The 20,984-nt window shown below is 41.0% G+C and carries 21 protein-coding genes and 1 pseudogene; 5 read left to right on the forward strand and 17 right to left on the reverse strand.

The window, feature by feature from the left end; genetic code table 11:
* Positions 1 to 11: 11 nt before the first annotated feature.
* From FTU38_RS04500 to FTU38_RS04550, 11 genes are all read right to left on the reverse strand, one after another.
* Positions 12 to 995, reverse strand: a complete 984-nt coding sequence (locus FTU38_RS04500; protein WP_180063136.1) for a DNA polymerase III subunit delta' — start codon at positions 993 to 995, stop codon at positions 12 to 14.
* Positions 996 to 1,008: 13 nt separating this feature from the next.
* Complete coding sequence (gene kdsB, locus FTU38_RS04505) at positions 1,009 to 1,770, reverse strand: 3-deoxy-manno-octulosonate cytidylyltransferase (RefSeq protein WP_180059026.1); 762 nt, start codon at positions 1,768 to 1,770, stop codon at positions 1,009 to 1,011.
* 3 nt (positions 1,771 to 1,773) lie between these two features.
* The gene (gene lpxK / locus FTU38_RS04510) at positions 1,774 to 2,787 is read right to left on the reverse strand and encodes a tetraacyldisaccharide 4'-kinase (protein WP_078188953.1); all 1,014 of its coding nucleotides are present in this window, start codon (positions 2,785 to 2,787) and stop codon (positions 1,774 to 1,776) included.
* A gap of 3 nt (positions 2,788 to 2,790) precedes the next feature.
* A complete protein-coding gene (gene msbA, locus FTU38_RS04515; protein WP_180110649.1) occupies positions 2,791 to 4,518 on the reverse strand; it encodes a lipid A export permease/ATP-binding protein MsbA in 1,728 nt (575 codons plus the stop codon).
* Positions 4,518 to 4,940: a biopolymer transporter ExbD gene (locus FTU38_RS04520; RefSeq protein ID WP_180010301.1), complete on the reverse strand. Its 423-nt coding sequence runs from the start codon at positions 4,938 to 4,940 to the stop codon at positions 4,518 to 4,520. Before FTU38_RS04520 ends, msbA begins: the two co-directional genes overlap by 1 nt.
* A gap of 13 nt (positions 4,941 to 4,953) precedes the next feature.
* Positions 4,954 to 5,595, reverse strand: a complete 642-nt coding sequence (locus FTU38_RS04525) for a MotA/TolQ/ExbB proton channel family protein (RefSeq protein ID WP_180110650.1) — start codon at positions 5,593 to 5,595, stop codon at positions 4,954 to 4,956.
* 31 nt (positions 5,596 to 5,626) lie between these two features.
* The gene (locus FTU38_RS04530; RefSeq protein WP_111885065.1) at positions 5,627 to 6,514 is read right to left on the reverse strand and encodes a ParB/RepB/Spo0J family partition protein; all 888 of its coding nucleotides are present in this window, start codon (positions 6,512 to 6,514) and stop codon (positions 5,627 to 5,629) included.
* Entirely contained in the window at positions 6,511 to 7,293 is a 783-nt protein-coding gene (locus tag FTU38_RS04535) for a ParA family protein (protein WP_078188958.1), read from the reverse strand. The genes FTU38_RS04530 and FTU38_RS04535 overlap by 4 nt, the downstream gene beginning before the upstream one ends.
* A gap of 24 nt (positions 7,294 to 7,317) precedes the next feature.
* Positions 7,318 to 7,950, reverse strand: a complete 633-nt coding sequence (gene rsmG, locus FTU38_RS04540; RefSeq protein ID WP_180110651.1) for a 16S rRNA (guanine(527)-N(7))-methyltransferase RsmG — start codon at positions 7,948 to 7,950, stop codon at positions 7,318 to 7,320.
* Positions 7,951 to 8,034: 84 nt separating this feature from the next.
* The gene (gene murU / locus FTU38_RS04545) at positions 8,035 to 8,724 is read right to left on the reverse strand and encodes an N-acetylmuramate alpha-1-phosphate uridylyltransferase MurU (protein ID WP_180110652.1); all 690 of its coding nucleotides are present in this window, start codon (positions 8,722 to 8,724) and stop codon (positions 8,035 to 8,037) included.
* Positions 8,724 to 9,737: an aminoglycoside phosphotransferase family protein gene (locus FTU38_RS04550; RefSeq protein WP_180110653.1), complete on the reverse strand. Its 1,014-nt coding sequence runs from the start codon at positions 9,735 to 9,737 to the stop codon at positions 8,724 to 8,726. The genes murU and FTU38_RS04550 overlap by 1 nt, the downstream gene beginning before the upstream one ends.
* A gap of 120 nt (positions 9,738 to 9,857) precedes the next feature.
* On the opposite strand from FTU38_RS04550, the gene FTU38_RS04555 reads away from it, so the two are divergent.
* Both FTU38_RS04555 and FTU38_RS04560 read left to right on the forward strand, forming a co-directional pair.
* On the forward strand, positions 9,858 to 12,338 hold the full coding sequence (locus FTU38_RS04555) for an LPS-assembly protein LptD (RefSeq protein WP_180110654.1): 2,481 nt from the start codon (positions 9,858 to 9,860) through the stop codon (positions 12,336 to 12,338).
* A complete protein-coding gene (locus FTU38_RS04560; protein ID WP_180007344.1) occupies positions 12,338 to 13,645 on the forward strand; it encodes a peptidylprolyl isomerase in 1,308 nt (435 codons plus the stop codon). The genes FTU38_RS04555 and FTU38_RS04560 overlap by 1 nt, the downstream gene beginning before the upstream one ends.
* A 169-nt stretch (positions 13,646 to 13,814) precedes the next feature.
* Here FTU38_RS04560 and hfq read toward each other — a convergent pair whose 3' ends face one another.
* From hfq to tsaE, 4 genes are all read right to left on the reverse strand, one after another.
* Positions 13,815 to 14,315 (reverse strand): RNA chaperone Hfq, encoded by a 501-nt coding sequence (gene hfq / locus FTU38_RS04565; RefSeq protein ID WP_180110655.1) that lies wholly within the window; start codon positions 14,313 to 14,315, stop codon positions 13,815 to 13,817.
* A 92-nt stretch (positions 14,316 to 14,407) separates the two neighbouring features.
* The gene (gene miaA / locus FTU38_RS04570; protein ID WP_180007346.1) at positions 14,408 to 15,352 is read right to left on the reverse strand and encodes a tRNA (adenosine(37)-N6)-dimethylallyltransferase MiaA; all 945 of its coding nucleotides are present in this window, start codon (positions 15,350 to 15,352) and stop codon (positions 14,408 to 14,410) included.
* A gap of 6 nt (positions 15,353 to 15,358) precedes the next feature.
* Positions 15,359 to 17,371: a DNA mismatch repair endonuclease MutL gene (gene mutL, locus FTU38_RS04575; RefSeq protein WP_180110656.1), complete on the reverse strand. Its 2,013-nt coding sequence runs from the start codon at positions 17,369 to 17,371 to the stop codon at positions 15,359 to 15,361.
* Positions 17,361 to 17,840 carry a tRNA (adenosine(37)-N6)-threonylcarbamoyltransferase complex ATPase subunit type 1 TsaE gene (gene tsaE, locus FTU38_RS04580; protein ID WP_180110657.1) on the reverse strand — a complete coding sequence of 160 codons (480 nt, stop codon included), beginning with the start codon at positions 17,838 to 17,840 and terminating at the stop codon, positions 17,361 to 17,363. The genes mutL and tsaE overlap by 11 nt, the downstream gene beginning before the upstream one ends.
* A gap of 135 nt (positions 17,841 to 17,975) precedes the next feature.
* Here tsaE and FTU38_RS04585 point away from each other — a divergent pair, with 135 nt between their 5' ends.
* From FTU38_RS04585 to FTU38_RS04595, 3 genes are all read left to right on the forward strand, one after another.
* Positions 17,976 to 18,881 carry a pseudouridine synthase gene (locus FTU38_RS04585; protein WP_180110658.1) on the forward strand — a complete coding sequence of 302 codons (906 nt, stop codon included), beginning with the start codon at positions 17,976 to 17,978 and terminating at the stop codon, positions 18,879 to 18,881.
* Between the two features lie 112 nt (positions 18,882 to 18,993).
* Positions 18,994 to 19,341: a type II toxin-antitoxin system RelB/DinJ family antitoxin gene (locus FTU38_RS04590; RefSeq protein WP_078189014.1), complete on the forward strand. Its 348-nt coding sequence runs from the start codon at positions 18,994 to 18,996 to the stop codon at positions 19,339 to 19,341.
* Positions 19,342 to 19,439: 98 nt separating this feature from the next.
* Complete coding sequence (locus FTU38_RS04595; protein WP_180063143.1) at positions 19,440 to 19,883, forward strand: GNAT family N-acetyltransferase; 444 nt, start codon at positions 19,440 to 19,442, stop codon at positions 19,881 to 19,883.
* Between the two features lie 138 nt (positions 19,884 to 20,021).
* Here FTU38_RS04595 and FTU38_RS04600 read toward each other — a convergent pair whose 3' ends face one another.
* Both FTU38_RS04600 and FTU38_RS04605 read right to left on the reverse strand, forming a co-directional pair.
* Complete coding sequence (locus tag FTU38_RS04600) at positions 20,022 to 20,741, reverse strand: pseudouridine synthase (RefSeq protein ID WP_180007350.1); 720 nt, start codon at positions 20,739 to 20,741, stop codon at positions 20,022 to 20,024.
* A gap of 153 nt (positions 20,742 to 20,894) precedes the next feature.
* A pseudogene (locus FTU38_RS04605) lies at positions 20,895 to 20,984 on the reverse strand (IS5/IS1182 family transposase); the annotation flags it as partial.

The raw sequence follows: 20,984 nt of genomic DNA on the forward strand, positions 1-20,984 counted from the left end.
TTTCCCCTTAATTAAACATTCATCAGTTTGATGCAAAGCTCATCTACGACCAGATTCCCCTGTACGTTCTGCTCGATGAACCGCTTAGACTGCTGTAATTCTGTATAAATCCCAAAGAGTGTTTCGAGCGAATATTGCTCTGCCAACACCCCAAAATCCAAATCTATATTTTTTATGGATTGATTTAGCTTGACACAAATTATATCGGACAACAAGTATTCAAACATTTGACTAAAATCACTAAAACTCAGTGCTTTATTCCACTTGCTCGCAATTGCCATCGGCATGTTTTTTTGTGTCACAAGTTTTTGCCAATCTTGTAGAAACTCTTGGCGCATATTTAGCCATTCACTACTTGCCAATGAAATCGCTTGTAATGGCATTTGACTGGCTAAGTTCATGAGAACTTTGCGCTGGGTTTCACCACTATCGGGCAAATGCTGCTGTAAATATTGCTGTGATTGTTCGGGTTCAATACGATCCAAGGCATAGTGCTGCATTCGACTACGAATAGTTGCCGGCAATTTCAAATAATGCTCTGCCAACAACATAATCACAATCCGCTCGCCCGGCTCTTCCAGTGTTTTCAGCAATGCATTTGATGATGCAATGTTTAATGCTTCAGCAGGCTCAATCAACACAACTCGCCAACCGTCTACGGTTTGCTGTACAAAAGGCAATAAATCACGAATTTTTTCGATTTTAATTTTGGCATTTTGCTTTTTATTGTCTTCATCTGTACTGATATGAACAAAATTTGGATGTGTATCTGACTTTAACCACTGGCAACTCCCGCACTCACCACACGGCTCAGTTCGCTCATCACGTTTTTGACACAGCACCCATGCAAGAAATTGTTTTGCAAATGCCTCTTTACCACAGCCTTTTTTGCCATACAAAAGCACGCCATGTCCCAATTGTGGAAAACGGCTGGTTAATGTATTCCATGTATTTTTCTGCCAAGGGTACACTTGCGCCACAATTTCATTTTGCATAAATCGTTTAACCTTATTCGAAGTTCGAAACATCCATTTGGTTCAAACGATCAAGGTCAGCTTGAGTATCTACGCCCGGTGGAAGGTTCGCTTCTGCCACAGCAATGGCAATACGGTGACCATTTTCCAAAACGCGTAATTGTTCAAGGCTTTCTAATTTTTCCAGCACACCCATATCCCAAGTGACATATTCTTGTAGCAGTTTTACGCGGTATGCATAAAGACCTAAATGACGAAAAGCCTGATCATGCAAGGTTTGTTCTACTTGCTTTGCACCATCACGGTCATACGGAATAGTCGCACGGCTGAAATACAGCGCTTGATTGTGCTTTGACATCACCACTTTGACGATACTGTCACGTTGAAACTCATCTAGACTATGAATCGGCTCGCAGAGTGTCGACATTGAACATGTCGGCTGATCTACAAGTAATTGTGCAACTTGTTTTACCAATTGAGCGGGAAGCAAAGGTTCATCACCTTGCACATTGACAATAATGTCATCACTCGCCCAACCTTTGATACGTGCAACTTCACTTAAACGATCTGTACCAGATGGATGTTCTGCAGAGGTCAATACCACATCAACCCCTTCCGCACGACATACTGCTGCAATACGCTCATCATCTGTAGCGACACAAAGGTCATCGAATCCTGCAACTTTTTTGGCTTGATCGACCACACGTAAAATCATCGGACGGCCATGAATTTCAAGTAAAGGCTTACCCGGTAAACGTGAACTTGAAAAACGTGCAGGAATAACAATATGTTTCATAAATTAAATGCCTTCGGGAAGTTTCAGACCCAGTTGTTTCAACTGCGCATGCAAAGTTTCATAACACGCAGGTGACAACACTGCATCTACAGGAACAACCCATATTTCTCTTTTAAAATCTGGATTATTTTTGAGGATCGCTAAAATTTTAACTGCATCTTTTTCAGTGGTAATGATGGGATTGGCATCTTCAAACTGCAAATCACTCAGTTCATATTCATAATGATCTGGGAATTCATGACATTGAAATTGATGAATCCCCATATTTTCTAAGGTTTTATAAAAGCGTTGCGGAAAGCCGATACCCACCACAGCATAAAAATCTTTATTTGCATCAAATGTCGTCACAAGATCTTTATTGAGCAAATAAGGTTGCGCCGCTTCAAGGTGCATATTCAGTGGAGAACTTGGATCTGCTGAATGCTCAATGACCGTTCCACTGGCAAGACGCTTTTTCGGTTCACGCAAATAACCTTCAGGTAATAATTTTTCATTGCCTAAACCACGGTTATTATCCAGCACGATCCACTCCAACTGACGTTGAAGTGCCCAATGCTGCAAACCATCATCACAGATGATCAAATCCAATTCATGCTTGGATAGTAGCAACTCAATACTTTGCTGGCGATTTGGACCGACCGCCATTGGCACACCTGTAGACTGAACGATTAAGCTCGGTTCATCACCCACGATTTCAGCCGTCGAGTCTAAATCCACATAGGCCGGAAATGGTCCTTGACCACCATAGCCACGACTGATCACACCAACACGCAGCTTTAAGCTATTCAAATAACTGACCAAATGAATGAGCAATGGGGTTTTACCACTTCCACCCACTGTGATGTTTCCAATGACCATGACTGGAATAGGCGCTTTATAACTTTGCTTAATACCTGATTGATAGAGTTTTTTATTGAGTAAAAAGCCGCCACGATAAAGCCATGACAAAGGTCTAAACACAACGAGCCACTTTGCCTGTTCATTCCAAGCATCCTGAATCAATTGTGCAAAAGACATGTCTTAATTTTCCTCAAAATTACGCTGATGAAGTTGGTAATATGCACCACGTTGTGCCATCAATTCCGCATGTGAACCTTGTTCAATAATACGCCCTTTATCCATCACCACAATACAGTCTGCATTTTCAATGGTCGATAAACGATGCGCAATCACGATCGTGGTACGATCTTGCATCGCAGCGTCAAATGCTTGCTGAATGAAAAATTCAGACTCGTTATCTAGCGCACTGGTCGCTTCATCTAAAATTAAAATCGGTGCATTTTTCAAAATCGCACGCGCAATCGCAATACGTTGACGTTGACCACCAGACAGGTTTAAACCTTGCGCACCCAATGGAGTGTCATAACCTTGCGGTAAATCCATAATAAAATCATGTGCAAATGCAGCTTTAGCAGCAGCAATGACTTGTTCATCTGTTGCATGCTCGAGTTGACCATAAGCAATATTTTCACGCACTGTACGGTTAAACAAAACCACTTGCTGATTGACCATCGAAATCTGAGTACGCAAGCTATTGAGCTCTATGTCGTGAATATCATGCTGATCAAGCAACAATTGGCCTGAGGATACCTCTTGGTAACGCACCAACAGATTGACCAGTGAGGTTTTACCTGCACCTGAACGCCCAACCAATGCAACAGTTTGCCCTGCATTGACTTTTAAATTGAAGTCATGAATCGCATGGTGACCATCGGCATAGATCAAATTAACATTTTTAAATTCGACATCACCTTTCAAAGCAGGCTTCAGCGTGCCGTTATTTACTTCTTCAGGCATATCAAGCAATTCAAAAACTGAATAAGCTGCTGCCATGCCTCGTTGTAGTTTTTCATTGACATCCGTTAAGGTTTTAATCGGCTTACTCAGCATACCTGCGGCAGTGATATACGCTACAAACTCACCTGCTGTTGTATCTTGTAGAATCTCTGGGCGTAGCGCGATATACATCACGATACTGAGCGCGATCGACATAATCAGCTGAACAATTGGGCTATTGAGTTGCTGTACCACAACCATTTTTAAGCCGCGGCGTAAGTTCTCCATTGAGCTTTCATAAAAACGTTTTTGTTCATAATCTTGCCCTGCAAAGCCCTTCACTACCAAGTTGCCTTGTACTGTCTCTTGCACCACATGGTTAACGTCACCCATGGTACTTTGTACTTGCATGGATAATTTACGCATGCGTTTCGACGCTTTACGAATGATCAGCCCAATAATTGGGCCAAAAATTAAAATACATAGAGTTAAACGCCAGTTGGTATACAGCAAATAACCCAATAATGCGATGGTAATCAGACCCTGTTGTACAATCGTTTTCAGTGACTCAGATGATGCTGCCGTCAACTGTTCAACGTTATACATAATTTTTGCAGTGATATGACCGCTCGAATTATCTAAATAATATTGCGAAGGCAAACGCATGAGTTTTGCGAACACTTGCTGACGAATATTAAAGATTAAGTTTCGAGAAATCACTGCGGTAAAGTATCCCCCCATGAACAAACCGAGTCCACGGAAGAACATCAATAAAACCACCAAGAGTGGAAATAAGGTTGTAAAGCTTTGATCTTTGTTTTGAATGGCTTCAATAATGCGTTCCAATAATTTTGCGACAGAAACTTCTGTCGCAGCATTAATACCGAAACCAAGCAAAACCAGCAGGCCGATTCCCCAAAAAGGTTTTAAATAACTTAATAGGCGTAAATAGACCTTAAAATCGTGCTTCACTAATAACCTCGAGTTGGAACTTTAGTACTGATGTTGACATTCACAAATCCAAGTTGACCTGCAACATCCATCACCCGAATCACATCTTGATGTGTTGCTTTTGCATCTGCGGCAATCACAAACATTAAATCACGACGATCATTGGCTGTCTGTTTAATTGCAGTATTCAAATCAGAAACTTCTTTACTGGCCAATGACTGACCATTGACAGAATAATGGCCTGATGAATCCACCACAACTTCAATTTTTTGATCATAGTTTTTAGGTGGAACACCTTGTGCATCTGGCAAAGTGAGGTTCATTCGACTCATCTGATTAAAGGTAGTCGAGAGCAACAAGAACACCAAAATAAACATCAAACAGTCAATCATCGGTGTGAGGTTGATATGAATATCTTCAACCTGACGACGTTTAAATTTCATGCGCAGTCTCCACTCAGCTGGCTTTCTGAATGTCCTGACTTTCTACTTCAGGTGTTTTTTTATAAAACAAAGCGGCATGAAATAATGTCGACTGCTGTTCTAACTCAGCCACATATTCCTGAACCAAACGTTGGAAATAACGATGCGCAAATAATGCAGACACAGCAATTAACATACCGGCAGCAGTGGTAATCAAGGCTTTAGAAATACCCGGCATCATCAACACTGGATCACTATTGGTACCTATATCAATCATTAAGAATGCTTCAATAATACCGATCACCGTACCCAACAAACCTAGTAAAGGTGCAACAGCGCTTAAAGTGCCCAAAAAGTTGATATTTTTTTCTAAATAACCAATTTCTTGTGACGCTGTGACTTCCATTTGCGCACGTGCATATTGCTCGTTTTGATCTTTACTAGCGTAACCTGCGCCCAATACACGACCCAATGTACTTTGTTGTAAAGTTGGACTTTGCTTTAGCTGCTGCACCACATCTTTCACCGATGTGTTTACATTCATCATCAAGTCTTTTGGTAACACCATTGATTTCTTTAAACGAATAAAGCGCTCAATGGTAATGGCTACCGTAAAGATCGAACAAATGACGAGCGGGATCATTAACCACCCGCCCGCTTTGACTAATTCCCACATTTGATTTTCCCCAATAAATCGAATTTAAAAATTATTCAGCTAGACAAATATTTAAAATGCCATCTAGCTCTTCAAGAGTATGGTAGCTAATCACCAGCTTGCCTTTCCCTTGTTTATTATGATCAATTTTCACGTCTGCACTGAAACGATCAGAGAGACGTTGTGTCAGTTGTTGAATGTCTGATGAAACAATTGGTTTAGCTTTTTGTTGTTTTGGTGCATTCAAATCACGAACAAATTGTTCGGTTTGACGTACAGACATACTTTTTTCAATCACCATTTCAGCAACTTTAAGCTGATCTTTGGCTTTTAACGTCAAGATCGCACGTGCATGCCCCATATCGAGCAAACCTTGCTGCATAAAGTCTTTGACTTGATCCGCTAAAGACAAGAGGCGTAGCAAGTTACTAATCGTGGTACGTGCTTTACCGACCGTGTCAGCAATCTCTTGATGACTTAAACCAAATTCGTCATGGAAGCGTTGCAAAGCCATGGCTTGATCGATTGGGTTCAAATCTTGACGTTGAATGTTTTCAATCAATGCCAATGCAATTGCCACTTGATCACTCAAGTCACGAACAATGGCAGGAACTTCGGTTAAACCTGCAAGCTGAGCCGCACGCCAACGACGCTCACCAGCAATAATTTCGTAGGGATGCTTTTCATCTTCGACAGGACGAATGACGATTGGCTGCATGACACCATGCTTTTCAATCGATGCAGCAAGTTCTTGTAAATCTTGTTCTTTAATGAAACGACGCGGTTGATACTCACCACGTTTCAATAAATGCACATCAATTTGTTTTAACTGTCCATGATCTAAAGCTTTTGCTTCGAGCTGTAGTTTTTCTTTTTGGATTGAGCCGAGTAAGGCATCCAGACCACGACCTTTAGCCAGTCCGCGTTTTTTTACGGTCATGCTTTAGTTCCTTTTTTTACTTTGGTTTTTTTTAACATCTCAGCTGCCAAGTTCAAATAAGCAACTGCACCCTTCGAGCTTTTTTCAAAATAAATCACTGGCAAACCGTGCGCAGGCGCTTCAGCCAAACGAATATTACGCGGAATGACCGTGTCATAAAGTTTCTGACCGAAGTATTGTTCAAGCTCAGCAGACACATCACGTGTTAAGGCATTACGCGCATCGTACATGGTACGAAGCACACCCACGATCTCTAGATCTGGGTTTAAAGCTTGCTGAATACGGTCAATGGTTTGGGTTAGGTCAGCCAAACCTTCTAGGGCATAATATTCACACTGCATTGGAATAAGCACAGCACGTACCGCTGCAAGTGCATTGACAGTGATCAAACTTAAACTTGGTGCACAATCGACAATAATATAGTCGAAGTCTTTTTCGACGCTTGCCAATGCTTCACGTAAAATAAACTCACGACCGTCTTGATCTGCAATTGCAAGCTCAACGCCAGCTAAGTCACGGTTTGCACCTAAAACCTTATAGCCCACTTCCGCTTTATAAATAGCGGTTTCAATCGGCACTTCACCAAGTAAGACATCCGTGACTGAATACAACAAATCATTTTTTTGAATGCCCGAACCCATCGTGGCATTGCCTTGTGAATCCATGTCCACAAGTAAAACTCGTTTTTTTAATATGGCTAAAGATGCAGCCAAGTTCACAGCCGTTGTGGTTTTACCTACGCCACCCTTTTGGTTTGCAATCGCAATAATTTGAGCCATGGTAACCCCAGTCCTTTGAAAATTTTAAATACGTTTAAGAAAAATTAAATGACGCTGCTCATCAAGTCGTGGAACTTTTAATGCAACGATATCAATCTTGAAATCACTTTTTAGTGTTTCAACTTCTTCTTCAGGAATTAAGCCTTTCATCGACGCGATAATACTTTGCGCATGCATATACGGTTTAGACGCATCCACAAAATCCGTTAACGATGCAAAAGCACGACTGGTAATCACATCAAACTGCCCCAGTTCATTAATGCTGTCTTCATTTTCGACACGTGTTTGTACCGCAATGACATTTTTTAGTTTTAAGTCAGCAATAAATTGTTTTAAGAATCGAATTTTTTTACCGTTGGCATCTAAAAGCACACATTCACGTTCAGGCTGACACAGTGCAATGATCATGCCCGGCATGCCACCACCCGTACCGATATCCAATAAACGACCTACAGGCAAATCATTTAGGATACTTAAGCTATCCAATAAATGCTTAACTAACATTTCTTTAGGATCACGAATAGCGGTCAAGTTATACGCTTTGTTCCACAGCACTAGGGCATCTTGGTATTTCAGCAATAGATTTAATGCTTCTTCACTCAAATCTAAGCCAAGCTTTTGACTACCTTGCTTTAAGTCTTGAAAAAAAGGATGCATAAAGAAGACATCTCAATAAAAATTAACTGAAGTATACCGATTTCTAAGCCGTGGAACAGTAGCTAACGCTTAGCGAATATGCACTTAATCGTACATGCCTTGGCGAATCTGTAGATCTAGATCACTTAAACGCTCAGGTGTGCCAACATCAACCCACGCAGTTTGCATTTTCTCTGCAGAAATTTTTCCATCCAACATGGCTTGTTTCAATAATGGTGCGAGCGGACGCTTACCCGCTTCCAATCCATCAAACATGTTTGGATGTATAACTGCGATCCCGCTATAGGTGAGTGCCTCGCCTGTATGTTCTTGCTCAAAGGTATAACTACGCCCTGCATCCAAGATAAAATCACCCTTTGGATGTTGCGTTGGGTTAGTCACATAGACCAAGTGTGCCAAGTCATCTTTTAGCTCAACATTGAGCAAGGCTGAAAAATCGTAGGTCGTCCAAACGTCACCATTGACTAAAATAAACGGTTCTGTCCCAAGCAAAGGTAAGGCATTAATAATACCACCAGCTGTTTCCAGACCTTCCGCTTCACGTGTCCAGCGAATATTCACACCAAACTGCGAACCATCACCCAAAGTACCAATCAGGATATCTGCAAGCCATGCAGAATTGATGATGATTTCAGTTACGCCAATTTTTTTTAGCTTTTCTATATGCCAAACAATCAGTGGTTTTCCACCCACTTCAAGCAAAGGCTTTGGCTTATACAATGTTAAAGGGCGCATCCGATTTCCGAGACCAGCCGCTAAAATCATGGCTTTCATTATGCAACAACCTCATAAGTGCCGTATTTGGCTTCAAATTTCGGCAATACTTTAGCCTGAATAAATTGCATAAAAGGTTGTAATTCTGCATATGGTTTACTTTCTTCAAGTAAATACCACATCACACGCGGCAAATCTTTGAGATAACCCGACTTACCATCACGCTCAAATAAGCGCACAAAAATACCTAAAATTTTGATATGCCGTTGAATCGCCATGAGGTCTGCGTCTTGTTTGAATTGCTCAAAGCTACGACCTTCTTTTGCCGATGCAGGTAGCAAATCATAGAACGTCTTAAACCATGCATAAACGCGATCTGCATTCCACTGCACATAGGCATCACGTGTGATTGAGATCAAATCATAAGTATCTGCACCAATCACAGCATCTTGGAAATCAATCACGCCCTGATCTTGCTCACCATCTAGTACCATCAAATTACGGCTATGAAAATCACGATGCACAATCACTTGAGGCTGAGCCAATGCAGCATTGGCTAAGATAGCAAAGGTACGTTTAATGAGTGCCGATTCTTCTTCAGTAGGCTGCACTTGTAGAGATGGCAATAACCAATCGGTTAACAGCTCCATTTCAGAAATCAGCTTTTCATAGGCATATGCAGGAAAATGAGCAGTTCCATCAATTGACTGCAATTGAATCAACTGTTTAAAGCTTTGAGCATAATGTGCGTCTACGGTTTGATCATTCAACAACGTAGACAATAAAACATCACCAAAATCTTCTAACAATAAGAAGCCTTGATCAAGGTCTTTGGCCACGATATGTGGTACACGCACGCCATGTGCATCAAAAAATTCATCAATCGACACAAAAGGAGCACAATCTTCTTTTTCTGGTGGTGCATCCATGAGCATAAATGTTTTATTATTCAATTTGATTCGTGCATAACGACGGAAGCTTGCATCGCCTGCTAAGAAGTTAATTTCAAATTGATCTGAACCGAGTACAGATGAAATCCATGTTTGTATCAATTGTTCACGTTGTGTATTCATTTGCGATAAATTCTAATACAGGCTGAGTTTTTAAAGTGCTAAGTGTAGCTACTTATCAACTTTTTCTCTATGATGCGACAATAATTAATTGCGATTAAGCATACCTGGTTAATGAGACAAATGAAGCATCAGTTTAAATTTAATCCTTTAGCGACTGCGATCTTAACCCTTCTATGTGGTAGCTCGTTACCAAGCTATGCAGCACCTGTTTCAAACCCGTCCACGGATGACGATACAGAACAACTCAAACAAAGCATTTCAGAAGCTTATCCGGGGCAGCAGTTCTTCGAACAATATTATGTCGATAAATCTGCACCTGAAGCACAGATTCGCAACACCAATCAATTAAGTTCAGCGTTTTGTACAGGCACGTGGATTACCCCTGTTGCTCCAACAACAAAAGCGGTCGCACCTGAAGACGCAACCTCTACCATTACCGCAGACTATGGTCATTTTGACCCGAATGGCGATTCCATTCTTGAAGGTAATGTTCTGATTGACCAAGAAGGTCGTCAAATTCGTGCCGATCAAATCAAAATTGATAAAACCCAAACTTATGCCAATGCTTCTGGCCGCGTGCAAATGGCACAGTCTGGGCTGATTTCGCAAAGTGATTCGATTGATTACAATTTAAAAACCCAACAGGGTGATTTAAATAACAGTTTCTTTATTGCTGAACAGCAGCATGCACACGGTCGCGCTGAGAAAATTTCACGTACTTCAACCGAAACCCTTGAATTAGAAAATGCGGTTTATACCACCTGTCCACCCGATGAAAAACCAACGTGGAAAATTCAAGCAGACAAAATTAAGCTGAATCAAGAAACCGGTCGTGGCGAAACCAAGGGGACAACACTTTATGTAAAAGATGTTCCTGTGATGGCTGTACCCTACTTCAACTTCCCGATTGATGACCGCCGTACCACAGGTATTTTGACCCCAAGCTTTGGTTTTACCAATGATGGCGGTATTGAACTTGCAGTACCAGTTTACCTAAACCTTGCGCCAAACTATGATGCTACAGTAACACCACGTTATATTGCAGACCGTGGCGCAATGATGGAAGGTGAATTCCGTTATTTGACCAAAAACTTTGGTTCAGGGATGGTGTGGGGGGGTTATTTACCATCCGACCAAAAGTATGATGATCAGGATCGTAAAGACTTACATTTCCTACATAATTGGAAAATTAACGATCAATTCACGACAAATTTAGAATACAATTATGCATCTGATAAAGACTATTTCTCAGATCTCAATAACAATCCAAACTCAAAAACTGACCTGAACTTACGCCGTGCATGGGAACTCAATTATAAAAATGGTATCCCTGGGCTAAAAGCACAGCTCAAAGTTGAAGACTTCCAAACACTGGATAAAACTGTCAGTGATGAAGACCGTCCGTATGCGCGTTTGCCGCAATTCCTACTGAACTACAAGACTGGTAATCCTCTCGGCTTACAGTACGAATTTAACAACGATACGGCTTATTTTAAAAAGAACCTAAGTGGCGATAATATTCCGCAAAACAATAGTGATGCGACAATGTATGAGCCAAGCGGCGCGCGTATTTATAACGACTTTAGTGTGCGTTATAACTATCGCAACCCATGGTCTTTTGTAATCCCAGAAGTGTCTATTCGTAACGTCAACACGATTTATGACCAAGATACAGTTGATCGCGCCAATACAAATAACAATTACTCTAGTAGTGAAAGTAAATCGGTCATTGTACCGCAATTTACTTTAGATGCGGGTCTTGTGATGGAGCGCGAAGGTCGTTATCTACAAACCTTAACGCCACGCTTCTTCTATGCGTATTCTCCATACAAAAACCAAGACACTAACCCGAACTTTGACTCAACCACAGCGTCAATTAACTATGACCAGTTATTTAGCCCACGTCGCTTCTATGGTAATGACCGTTTAGAAGACAACAACTTCGCATCTCTAGGCTTGAGCTATAGTTTATTTGATGATGTTGGTCTTGAGCGTTTAAAAGCTAGCGTTGGTCAAAGTTTCTATTTTGAAGACCGTCGTGTCACACTGAACAACGTCTCTGATAAATTTGATACCGAACGCCATACCGGCCCTGTCGTGAGCATTTCTAGCCAACTATCTGACAGCATCAGTGTCAATGCCAATTCTGCATGGATGGCGAATGGTGATAATGCTCAGCGCGATATTCAAATGTATTACACAGGAAATAAAGGCAATTTATACAATGTCGGTTATTTCTATCGTAAAGACATTCCGAACCGCCAAGACAGCTATGACCAAGCAGTAGCATCGTTTATTCAACCTATACACAATAACTGGCGTATTATCGGTCATGCACAATATGACCTCGACAACAGTATTGCGCGTGAATATTTACTTGGTGTGAACTACGAGTCATGCTGCTGGGGTGTTTCAGTTTATGGTCGTTCGTACTATAACAATTTAGATGATGTAACATCTTCAGATGTTAAACCAAAACGTGCCATTATGGCGGAGTTCACCCTAAAAGGTTTAGGTGGCTTCAACAATAAATTAACCTCTTTGCTTGAAAACCGAGTGTTGGGTTTTAACAATATTAATCAATCTTGGACAGAACGTTAATGAAGACAAAACAGTTAAAACAAATTTTTAAAGCGTCAGCCTTGGCACTTTGCCTATCGACTTCTGTATCTGTATTTGCTGCTGCGCAACCTAAAGATGAAATTGTAGCTGTCGTTGACAATAGCGTGATTCTACGTAGTGATCTTGATCAAAGCATTGCCGAAATTACTCACCAACTTCAAGCAAAAAAACAAACCATCCCACCGACCGAATACTTGCAGCAACAAGCTTTAGAACAGCTGATTACGCGCCAAGCACAGCTTGAACAAGTGAAACGCTATAACGTCAAAGCGGATGAAAAATCACTCAATGAAGCCGTACTTAAAGTTGCGAAAAATGCCGGCTCTCCAAGCTTAGAAGCGTTTCAGCAAAAATTAGATGCTGTTGCACCAAATACCTATGCAGGTTTACGTGCACGTATCGCTGAAGACATCGCTTTACAACGCCTACGCCAACAGTTGGTCACTTCTCGTATTCAAATCAGTGACCAAGATGTGAAAAACTTCTTAAGTTCACCACAAGGTCAAGCTGCGCTAGGTAATCAAGTTCATGTCTTACATGTACGCGTTGCTAGCAGTGATAATGCCGTTAAAATCGCTGAAGACATTCGCAAAGAACTGGCAGCAAGTAACGATGTTAAAGCGATTACCAACAAATACAGCACCAAAGACATTAAAGTTGACGGTGCAGATATGGGCTTCCGCAACTTATCTGATATTCCAGATGAACTTGCTGCACGTGTAGCACCTTTGCAAGTTGGTCAAACCACCGAACTGATTTCAGTACGTGATGGCGTTCATGTTTTAAAATTGGTCGACCGTAAAGGTGGCGAACAAAAAGCCATTGTTCCTCAATACCAAACTCGCCATATCTTGATTCAACCTTCTGAAGTGGTGAGTCCTGAAAACGCAAAACAAATGATAGACAGCTTGTATAACCGCCTGCAAAAAGGTGAAGATTTTGCTGTCTTGGCTTCAACGTTCTCGAATGACACCGGTTCTGCTGCCAATGGTGGTAGTTTAGGTTGGGTTAGCCCTGGTGTTATGGTTCCAGAATTTGAAGCGATGATGAAATCAACAGCGAAAGGTGAAATCAGCAAACCTTTCCAATCTCAGTTTGGTTGGCACATCCTGCAAGTAACAGATACACGTCAACAAGACATGACACATGAAGTACAAGAACGTATAGCACGTCAGATTTTAGGTGAGCGTCAATTTGACACTGAACTGGACAGCTGGTTACGTGAAATACGCAACAATGCCTATGTTGAAATTAAAGACCCTGCTCTAGATCGTAAAAAGAAATAAGTGAATAAACAAAAAACCAGCTTCGGCTGGTTTTTTATGTCGATTCTTATCATTATTCAGCGTTGTAGTAATTATTAGTTGTAGTAATTATTAAAAAACCAGTATTTAAACCATCTACTCTTTTTATAGGCAAAAAAAACCTCCCATTTGGGAGGTTTTTTTAACTCAATTAACGATTGTTGTTTTCGTCGTCTTGAGCATCTTCAAATTTAGTTTCGCCATCAAAACCAGCATTTTGACCGCCGAAGCCACTTTGACCGCCGAAGCCACCTTGACCACCAAAGCCACCTTGACCACCGAAGCCACCTTGACCACCGAAGCCACCTTGACCACCAAAGCCACTTTGACCACCGAAGCCACCTTGACCACCGAAGCCACCTTGACCACCGAAGCCGCCTTGTTGACCACCGCCGAAGCCGCCTTGTTGACCACCGAAGCCAGCAGCGCCTTGAGCACCAGCAGGACGTGGGTTACGTGCTGGAACAACAGTTGAAATAGCGTGTTTGTAAACCATTTGGCTTACAGTATTTTTTAATAAAACAACGTATTGGTCGAAAGATTCAATATGACCTTGCAATTTAATACCGTTTACAAGGAAGATCGACACTGGAATACGTTCTTTACGGAGAGAATTTAAGAACGGATCTTGTAAAGTTTGACCTTTAGACATGTTATAACTCCAAAAAATAATAAAAATCAGCGCAAAAGCTACCTTTACTTTTCAATTAAAAATTATCAAAAAGGTAGTCTGTAAATTTTGCTTTATCCGTAGCACTTTCGCAAGTCTTCTTGAGCCTGCTGCGCAGTTAAATATGTAGTAAATTTATGCGTTTCTTGCAAAGATCTTAACCAAGTATATTGACGTTTTGCAAGTTGTCGTGTTGCAAAAAGTGCCTTATCCTCCATTTCACGCTGTTTTTCGCTACTTTGATCACTATTTTTCAAAAAATCTAAAGCTTGACGATATCCAACTGAGCGCATAGAGGGTAAATTTTCATCTAAATCGTATTTTTCAATGAGAGCTTTCACTTCATTTAAAAATCCAATTTCCCACATTATTTTTAGACGTCGAGCTATACGCTCATGTAATTCTAATCGGTCGGGCAATAATGCGTAATTATGAAAATTGTATCGGTATGGTACGTTTTTAGGTTGCTCAGCTTGTAACTGAGTAATGGGTTTACCGGTTAACTTAAAAACTTCGAGCGCACGGATAATTCGTTGCTTATCACTCGGTTTAAATTTTTCACCTGCCAATGGGTCTACATTGCACAGTTCTGCATATACAGCATCCCAACCTTGCGACTCAGCTTTGGCTTCAATTTCAGCACGTACAGCATAGTCTGCACTTGGTAAATTTGAAGACAACCCTTCCAATAAAGCCTTGTAATACAACATCGTACCACCGACTAATATCGGTGTTTTACCTCGTGCATGCATATCATCAATCAGCACACAGGCATCTTCCACAAAGTTTGCTGCCGAATACACTTCTAGCGGACTGATAATATCAATCAAATGATGTGGATATTTCTCCAACTCAGCTTTACTCGGCTTGGCCGTACCAATATCCATATCCTGAAAAACCAAAGCAGAATCGACTGAAATTAATTCGAATCCACCTTGCTCGTATAATTCACATGCCAAGGCGGTTTTACCGCTTGCAGTTGGTCCCATTAAGTTGATGACCGGCAATTGATTTGACATGTAAAACTACTCTCCCCGAGCAAAAAGTTTATCTAGCTGTGCCAATGGAAACGCACGCCACGTCGGACGTCCATGGTTACATTGGCTGGCAAATTCAGTTTGTTCCATCTGACGCAGTAATGCATTCATTTCAGATAGACTTAAAATACGGTGTGCGCGTACAGCGCCGTGACAGGCCATGCCTGCCAATATTTGATCGCGCTTTTGTAGTAACCCTGCAACCTGATCACTTGGGTCTAAATCATTTAATAAATCTGGGATCAACGCATCAAAGTCTGCTTTATGCAAAATGGCAGGAACACCTCGGACAATAACTTGCTCATCGCCATATTGATCTATTTCTAAACCTAGGCGTGCCAATTGTTCTTTGAGCTCATCGACGCGCATCGCTTGCATCCTACTGATGCTCACGACTTTAGGAATCAGCAATTGCTGCGATGTCCAAAACTCAGGTTTATCCCAAGCCGTTTTCATTTGTTGCAAAACAATGCGCTCATGTGCCGCATGCATATCAACAATGATTAAACCTTCGGTGTTTTGGGCCAAAATATAAATACCATGCAATTGCGCAATGGCAATCCCCAAAGGATGCTCATCGACTTTCTGCTGAATATGTTCAGCCAAAGAAGTATCAAGATCATTTGTAGACTCAGTTTGACGTAAAGGCGCTAAATAACTTTGCAATGCATTATTGAGCTGTCTGGAACCCGCTATATTTGACTGATATCCGGCGCTATTGATCGATACATTTGAATTTTGCTGTGTATACCCTTCTTGCCCTGTTGACGCATGATTTGACGCATATTGCACAGCAGTTGGCGAACTAAAATCAGTAAGCCCGCCTGCGATCTCTGGACTGACAAAATTTGTGCCTTGCTCTGCAACTGGCTGAGGTTGATGTAATGAAAATTGTTCCTGATGACGCGGCTGCGGAATAATATTTTCGTGTGCCTGCCCATCAAGTTTCATTGCAGCTGACAATTCGGCGGTCGCGGTTTGAAATTGCGCTAATGTCGATTTGACAAAATGACGAACAAACTCATGTACTTCACGTTGATTTAGAAACCGAATTTCATGCTTGGTCGGATGCACATTCACATCGATATTTTCAGGATCAACTTCCATAAATAACAAATAAGCGGCATGTTGATGTCCATGCAAAATACCGTCATAAGCCATCCGAAGTGCATGTGAAACGGTCTTGTCTTTTACGATACGTCCATTCACATAGACGTATTGCATATCGGCCTGCGCACGTGCATCTGAAGGATGGCCTAACCAACCACTGAGACGCATATTGACGCTATCAGCATCTATCCAGTACGCATTTTCAGTAAATTGACGGCCTAATAATTGTTGTACCCGCTGAAAACGCAGCGCGCCACTGTCTGCAATAGGCAAGTTCAGCTTAATACTATTGTTATGCTCAAGGACAAAACGTAGATCAAAATGGGTCAGTGCCAAACGACGGACAATTTCTTCGATATGTCCAAACTCAGTCCCCGGTTTTTTGAGAAACTTACGCCGTGCAGGCACATTAAAAAATAAATCTTGCACACGAATGGTGGTGCCTTGCGTCGCTGCCACAGGCTGAATTTCTTGTGAATCAAATGCAGTGCCATTTACTTCGACCTGATAGCCTACACCGTCATCATTTTGGCTACTGGTCAATGTCAAACGAGACACCGCAGCGATCGAAGCCAAGGCTTCCCCACGAAAACCTAGACTTACAATGGCATGCAAATCTTCAGCAGTTTGGATTTTACTGGTGGCATGGCGCATGACCGCCAAAGGTAGATCTTCAGGGTGGATGCCCCGACCATTGTCTATTATTTCAATCAGTGTACTGCCGCCTTGTTCAATACGAACAATCAGCTCAGTCGCCCCTGCATCAATGGAATTTTCCAGTAATTCTTTGACCACAGAAGCAGGACGTTCAATCACTTCCCCTGCGGCAATTTGGTTGGCTAAGGCAGGATCAAGCGTTCGAATGCGGCGGGCACTGATTTCATTCAGCATGGTTAAATTTTTGCTCCAAAGCGTTTTGCAAAGTTTCTGAAGTAGAGCTTAAAGTCGCTGTACGGGTGGTTTCATCCGCAGACTTTTCAATATTAATAATTAAATCAGCCGCAGGGATTTCGTCGCCCCCTTTTGATGGCCATTCAAATAAAAATAGGGCGTTCTGCGTTTCTAAATAATCACGGATGCCCATGAGTTCAAGCTCATAGGGGTCGTTGAGACGATATAAGTCAAAATGAAAAATATCTTGTCCTTGAATATTGTAAGGTTCAACCAATGTATAGGTTGGACTTTTTACCGCACCTTGATGACCCAAGTGTTGTAAAAAATAACGGGTTAACGTGGTTTTTCCTGCACCCAAGTCACCAATTAAATACGCTACACCCGTCGTAAAATGCGTCGCCAGTACGGTAGCTAAGTTTTGGGTATCGACTTCACTATTAAGTTCCAGACTGAATGAATACTGCATATTACTCACAACATGTACATAAGAATTAAATATGATAGCATCGCACTGGCTAAAATGGATATGTTCACACTACAGATTGAGCATTTTTCATGATGTGTTCTCTGCTTTATTTGCTCAGTTTTTAGATCTTTCTTCATGCACAGTTTTGAATTTACCCCCCCGATGATCAATGGTGTCAATGCCAGCAAAGTCTTCCTTGACGGTCAACACACACATGCCTCTACCGTCTATGCATATTTGTGTGAGCAATTTCCTCATATCCTAGCAGCAGAGTGGCAACAACGATTTAAGGATGGATTGGTCTATGCCGCAAATGGTGACGTTTTAACACTAGACAGTCCTTTTGAAGCCAATCGTCATGTTTATTATTATCGATTCTTAGCGCATGAAATCCATGTTCCTTTTGAACATCAGATTTTATTTGAAAATGATCATTTCATTGTGGCCGATAAACCACATTTTCTCACCATGAGTCCGACCGGTCAGTATGTACAAGAAACCTTATTGGTTCGACTCAAAAAGCAAACGCAGCTTGAACAGCTAACGCCGATTCATCGTTTAGACCGTGAAACTGCAGGCGTGGTGCTGTTTTCCAAATGTGTCGAAAGCCGTGGGCTGTATCAACAGATGTTTGCCACGCGCCAAGTTCAAAAAACTTATCATGCGATTGCAGCTTATCGAGATGAGTTAAATTTCCCGATGACAACTCGCTATCGTATGGAAAAAGGTCAACCTTTTTATACAATGCAACTGGTAGATGGTGAGCCTAATAGTGAAACCTTCATTCAGCTCCTCCAGCAGCATGGAAACCGCGCTAAGTATGAATTAAATCCCCATACCGGCAAGCAACACCAACTTCGTGTACATTTAAATGCTTTGGGCATTCCAATTCAAAACGACCCCTTTTATCCAGTAGTACAACATAAGGCAGATGACGATTTCAGCCAACCTTTACAACTACTTGCGAAACAGCTTGAGTTTATCGATCCTGTGACAGAGCAGGCTTTTCAATTCAGTTCTGCCTATGAATTGACACTGTAAATCTATTGTCATTACATTAAATTGATAAAATACTGCCAAACTTTCTTGAATTTATAACAGTTTTGATTAGAATAAATGCGAAAAGTTAAGTATTTTAAAGCTTTCTAAGAATATGAGAAAAACTGAAGTCTACCAAATCCGCCTCGATTCACAGGAAAAGAAACAGGCCTTTGCCGTGTTTAAGCAATTAGGCATTACACCTGCACAGGCTGTACGTCTATTCTTTAAACAAGTTGTTTTAACCAAATCGATCCCCTTCTCTATTGAAAACCAAAATATCAATATTGAACAATTGATTAAGTTACGTAAATTAAAACAACAAGAAGCTCAAGCCATTTCAACCACTGAAATTAGCCCTGCGGAATTAGAAATTTTAAATAATGATCCATTATTAGATGATGATCATCTCGACTTGTTTGAAGAGCTCAATGCAATTTTGGGTGAAGGTGACAAAACTTAACACTGTCGCATTTATAAACAATTTATAAATCAACCAATTTCGAAAATTCGATATGCTTCATGCAAGACTGATAAAAATAGCATGGAGTATAGAAAAAAATGATCGTTCGACGCGCAACAGAAGCAGACCTTCATCCACTTGCTGTTTTATTTGATGAATATCGCCAATTTTATGGCACCTCTTCTAATCTTGATATTTCATATAAATTTCTAAGACAACGTTTTGAAAATAATGAAAGCGTAATTTTTATTTGCTTAAAAGATGATGTGATTACTGGGTTTATCTTACTATATTTGGGCTTTTCATCTGTGGCTTGTTCAACCTACTATATTTTAGATGATGTCTATGTCAGCCCTATATATCGTCGTCAAGGTTCAGCCAAACAATTGATCGATACTGCGGTTCTCTTTGCTCAACATGAAGGCGCGCTTCGAATCAGCCTCGAAACTCAAAAAAATAACTATCACTCACATCAGCTCTATGAATCGATGGGCTTCATTAAAGACGATGAATTTCAAACTTATCATTACTTTATTCGCTAATGCATTGCTCAGCATTAAAATACATCATCAACGCATATTAGAAACGAATCTTTCGATCAGTAGATAGCAGACATATTAAAGGGCTTTAATACCGCACATTCATCCTTCAAATGATGACGTATCAAAGCCCTGTACCTATTACTGTGAATTTAGATTTTCACGAAATTTCGATTGTTCAATTTGCGCTGCATTCAAATAGATCCATTCACCCTCAGCAATATCTTCAAGCTTTAATTGTCCTATTTGAGCACGATGTAATGTTTCAACTTTATTGCCGACAGCCGCCAACATCCGCTTCACTTGATGATATACCCCTTGATGGACAGTCATTTGCAATTGATGTGAAGCCAATAGCTGTACATCGGTTGCAGCGAAAATGCCTTTTTCGTTTCGAAGCTCCACGCCTTGTTCTAATTGTTGTATTTGCTCAGGTGTCACAGGATCTGCGGTATGCATCGAATACACTTTGGCAACATGCTTTTTAGGGTGTGTAAGCGCTTGTAGATATTGACCATCATCCGTGAGCAGCAACAGTCCAGTGGTGTCTTGATCCAGTCGCCCGACGCATTGCAGACCACGATTTAACAGCACATCATCAAATAATTCAAAAACACTAAAATGATGGGTTGCCTGATGCGAACATTCATAACCTTGAGGTTTATTTAACGCGATATAAACATGCTCACGATAGGTATAGTCCTGTCCATGCACACTGTAAGTTAAATCATTCAAGTCCAGCTTTTGCTTTGGATTATCTACAATCTCACCGTGTATTTCGACCGCACCATTTTTAATCAACTGTTGGCAATATTTACGCGAACCAAAACCTTGTGATTGCAGCATTTTTTCCAAAAACATAGAACAACCTAATAAACACCATATATTGCTATTTTATACTGAACACCGAGCCAACTTGCAGGAAAAATAGTAGAAATAATCTTGAACGCCAGTTTTTAATGTTTCTGCGCTACACTATTAGGGTGTGTTGACATTTACAGCCGATAAATTGAGCTAAAGAGGCAACCATATAAATATACAAGCTAAAGCAACAGCGCTTTGATAGTTACGTTTTAGCTTATCGTATCTTGTGGCAATTCCTCT

The organism is Acinetobacter sp. YH12098 (assembly GCF_013419235.1).
Taxonomy (GTDB): Bacteria; Pseudomonadota; Gammaproteobacteria; order Pseudomonadales; family Moraxellaceae; genus Acinetobacter; species Acinetobacter amyesii.

Coding starts and splice junctions, on each gene's coding strand:
- FTU38_RS04500 (WP_180063136.1), bottom strand. CDS start 995: ATGCAAAATGAAATTGTGGCGCAAGTGTACCCTTGGCAGAAAAATACA.
- kdsB (WP_180059026.1), bottom strand. CDS start 1,770: ATGAAACATATTGTTATTCCTGCACGTTTTTCAAGTTCACGTTTACCG.
- lpxK (WP_078188953.1), bottom strand. CDS start 2,787: ATGTCTTTTGCACAATTGATTCAGGATGCTTGGAATGAACAGGCAAAG.
- FTU38_RS04520 (WP_180010301.1), bottom strand. CDS start 4,940: ATGAAATTTAAACGTCGTCAGGTTGAAGATATTCATATCAACCTCACA.
- FTU38_RS04525 (WP_180110650.1), bottom strand. CDS start 5,595: ATGTGGGAATTAGTCAAAGCGGGCGGGTGGTTAATGATCCCGCTCGTC.
- FTU38_RS04530 (WP_111885065.1), bottom strand. CDS start 6,514: ATGACCGTAAAAAAACGCGGACTGGCTAAAGGTCGTGGTCTGGATGCC.
- FTU38_RS04535 (WP_078188958.1), bottom strand. CDS start 7,293: ATGGCTCAAATTATTGCGATTGCAAACCAAAAGGGTGGCGTAGGTAAA.
- rsmG (WP_180110651.1), bottom strand. CDS start 7,950: ATGCATCCTTTTTTTCAAGACTTAAAGCAAGGTAGTCAAAAGCTTGGC.
- murU (WP_180110652.1), bottom strand. CDS start 8,724: ATGAAAGCCATGATTTTAGCGGCTGGTCTCGGAAATCGGATGCGCCCT.
- FTU38_RS04550 (WP_180110653.1), bottom strand. CDS start 9,737: ATGAATACACAACGTGAACAATTGATACAAACATGGATTTCATCTGTA.
- FTU38_RS04555 (WP_180110654.1), top strand. CDS start 9,858: ATGAAGCATCAGTTTAAATTTAATCCTTTAGCGACTGCGATCTTAACC.
- FTU38_RS04560 (WP_180007344.1), top strand. CDS start 12,338: ATGAAGACAAAACAGTTAAAACAAATTTTTAAAGCGTCAGCCTTGGCA.
- hfq (WP_180110655.1), bottom strand. CDS start 14,315: ATGTCTAAAGGTCAAACTTTACAAGATCCGTTCTTAAATTCTCTCCGT.
- miaA (WP_180007346.1), bottom strand. CDS start 15,352: ATGTCAAATCAATTGCCGGTCATCAACTTAATGGGACCAACTGCAAGC.
- mutL (WP_180110656.1), bottom strand. CDS start 17,371: ATGCTGAATGAAATCAGTGCCCGCCGCATTCGAACGCTTGATCCTGCC.
- tsaE (WP_180110657.1), bottom strand. CDS start 17,840: ATGCAGTATTCATTCAGTCTGGAACTTAATAGTGAAGTCGATACCCAA.
- FTU38_RS04585 (WP_180110658.1), top strand. CDS start 17,976: ATGCACAGTTTTGAATTTACCCCCCCGATGATCAATGGTGTCAATGCC.
- FTU38_RS04590 (WP_078189014.1), top strand. CDS start 18,994: ATGAGAAAAACTGAAGTCTACCAAATCCGCCTCGATTCACAGGAAAAG.
- FTU38_RS04595 (WP_180063143.1), top strand. CDS start 19,440: ATGATCGTTCGACGCGCAACAGAAGCAGACCTTCATCCACTTGCTGTT.
- FTU38_RS04600 (WP_180007350.1), bottom strand. CDS start 20,741: ATGTTTTTGGAAAAAATGCTGCAATCACAAGGTTTTGGTTCGCGTAAA.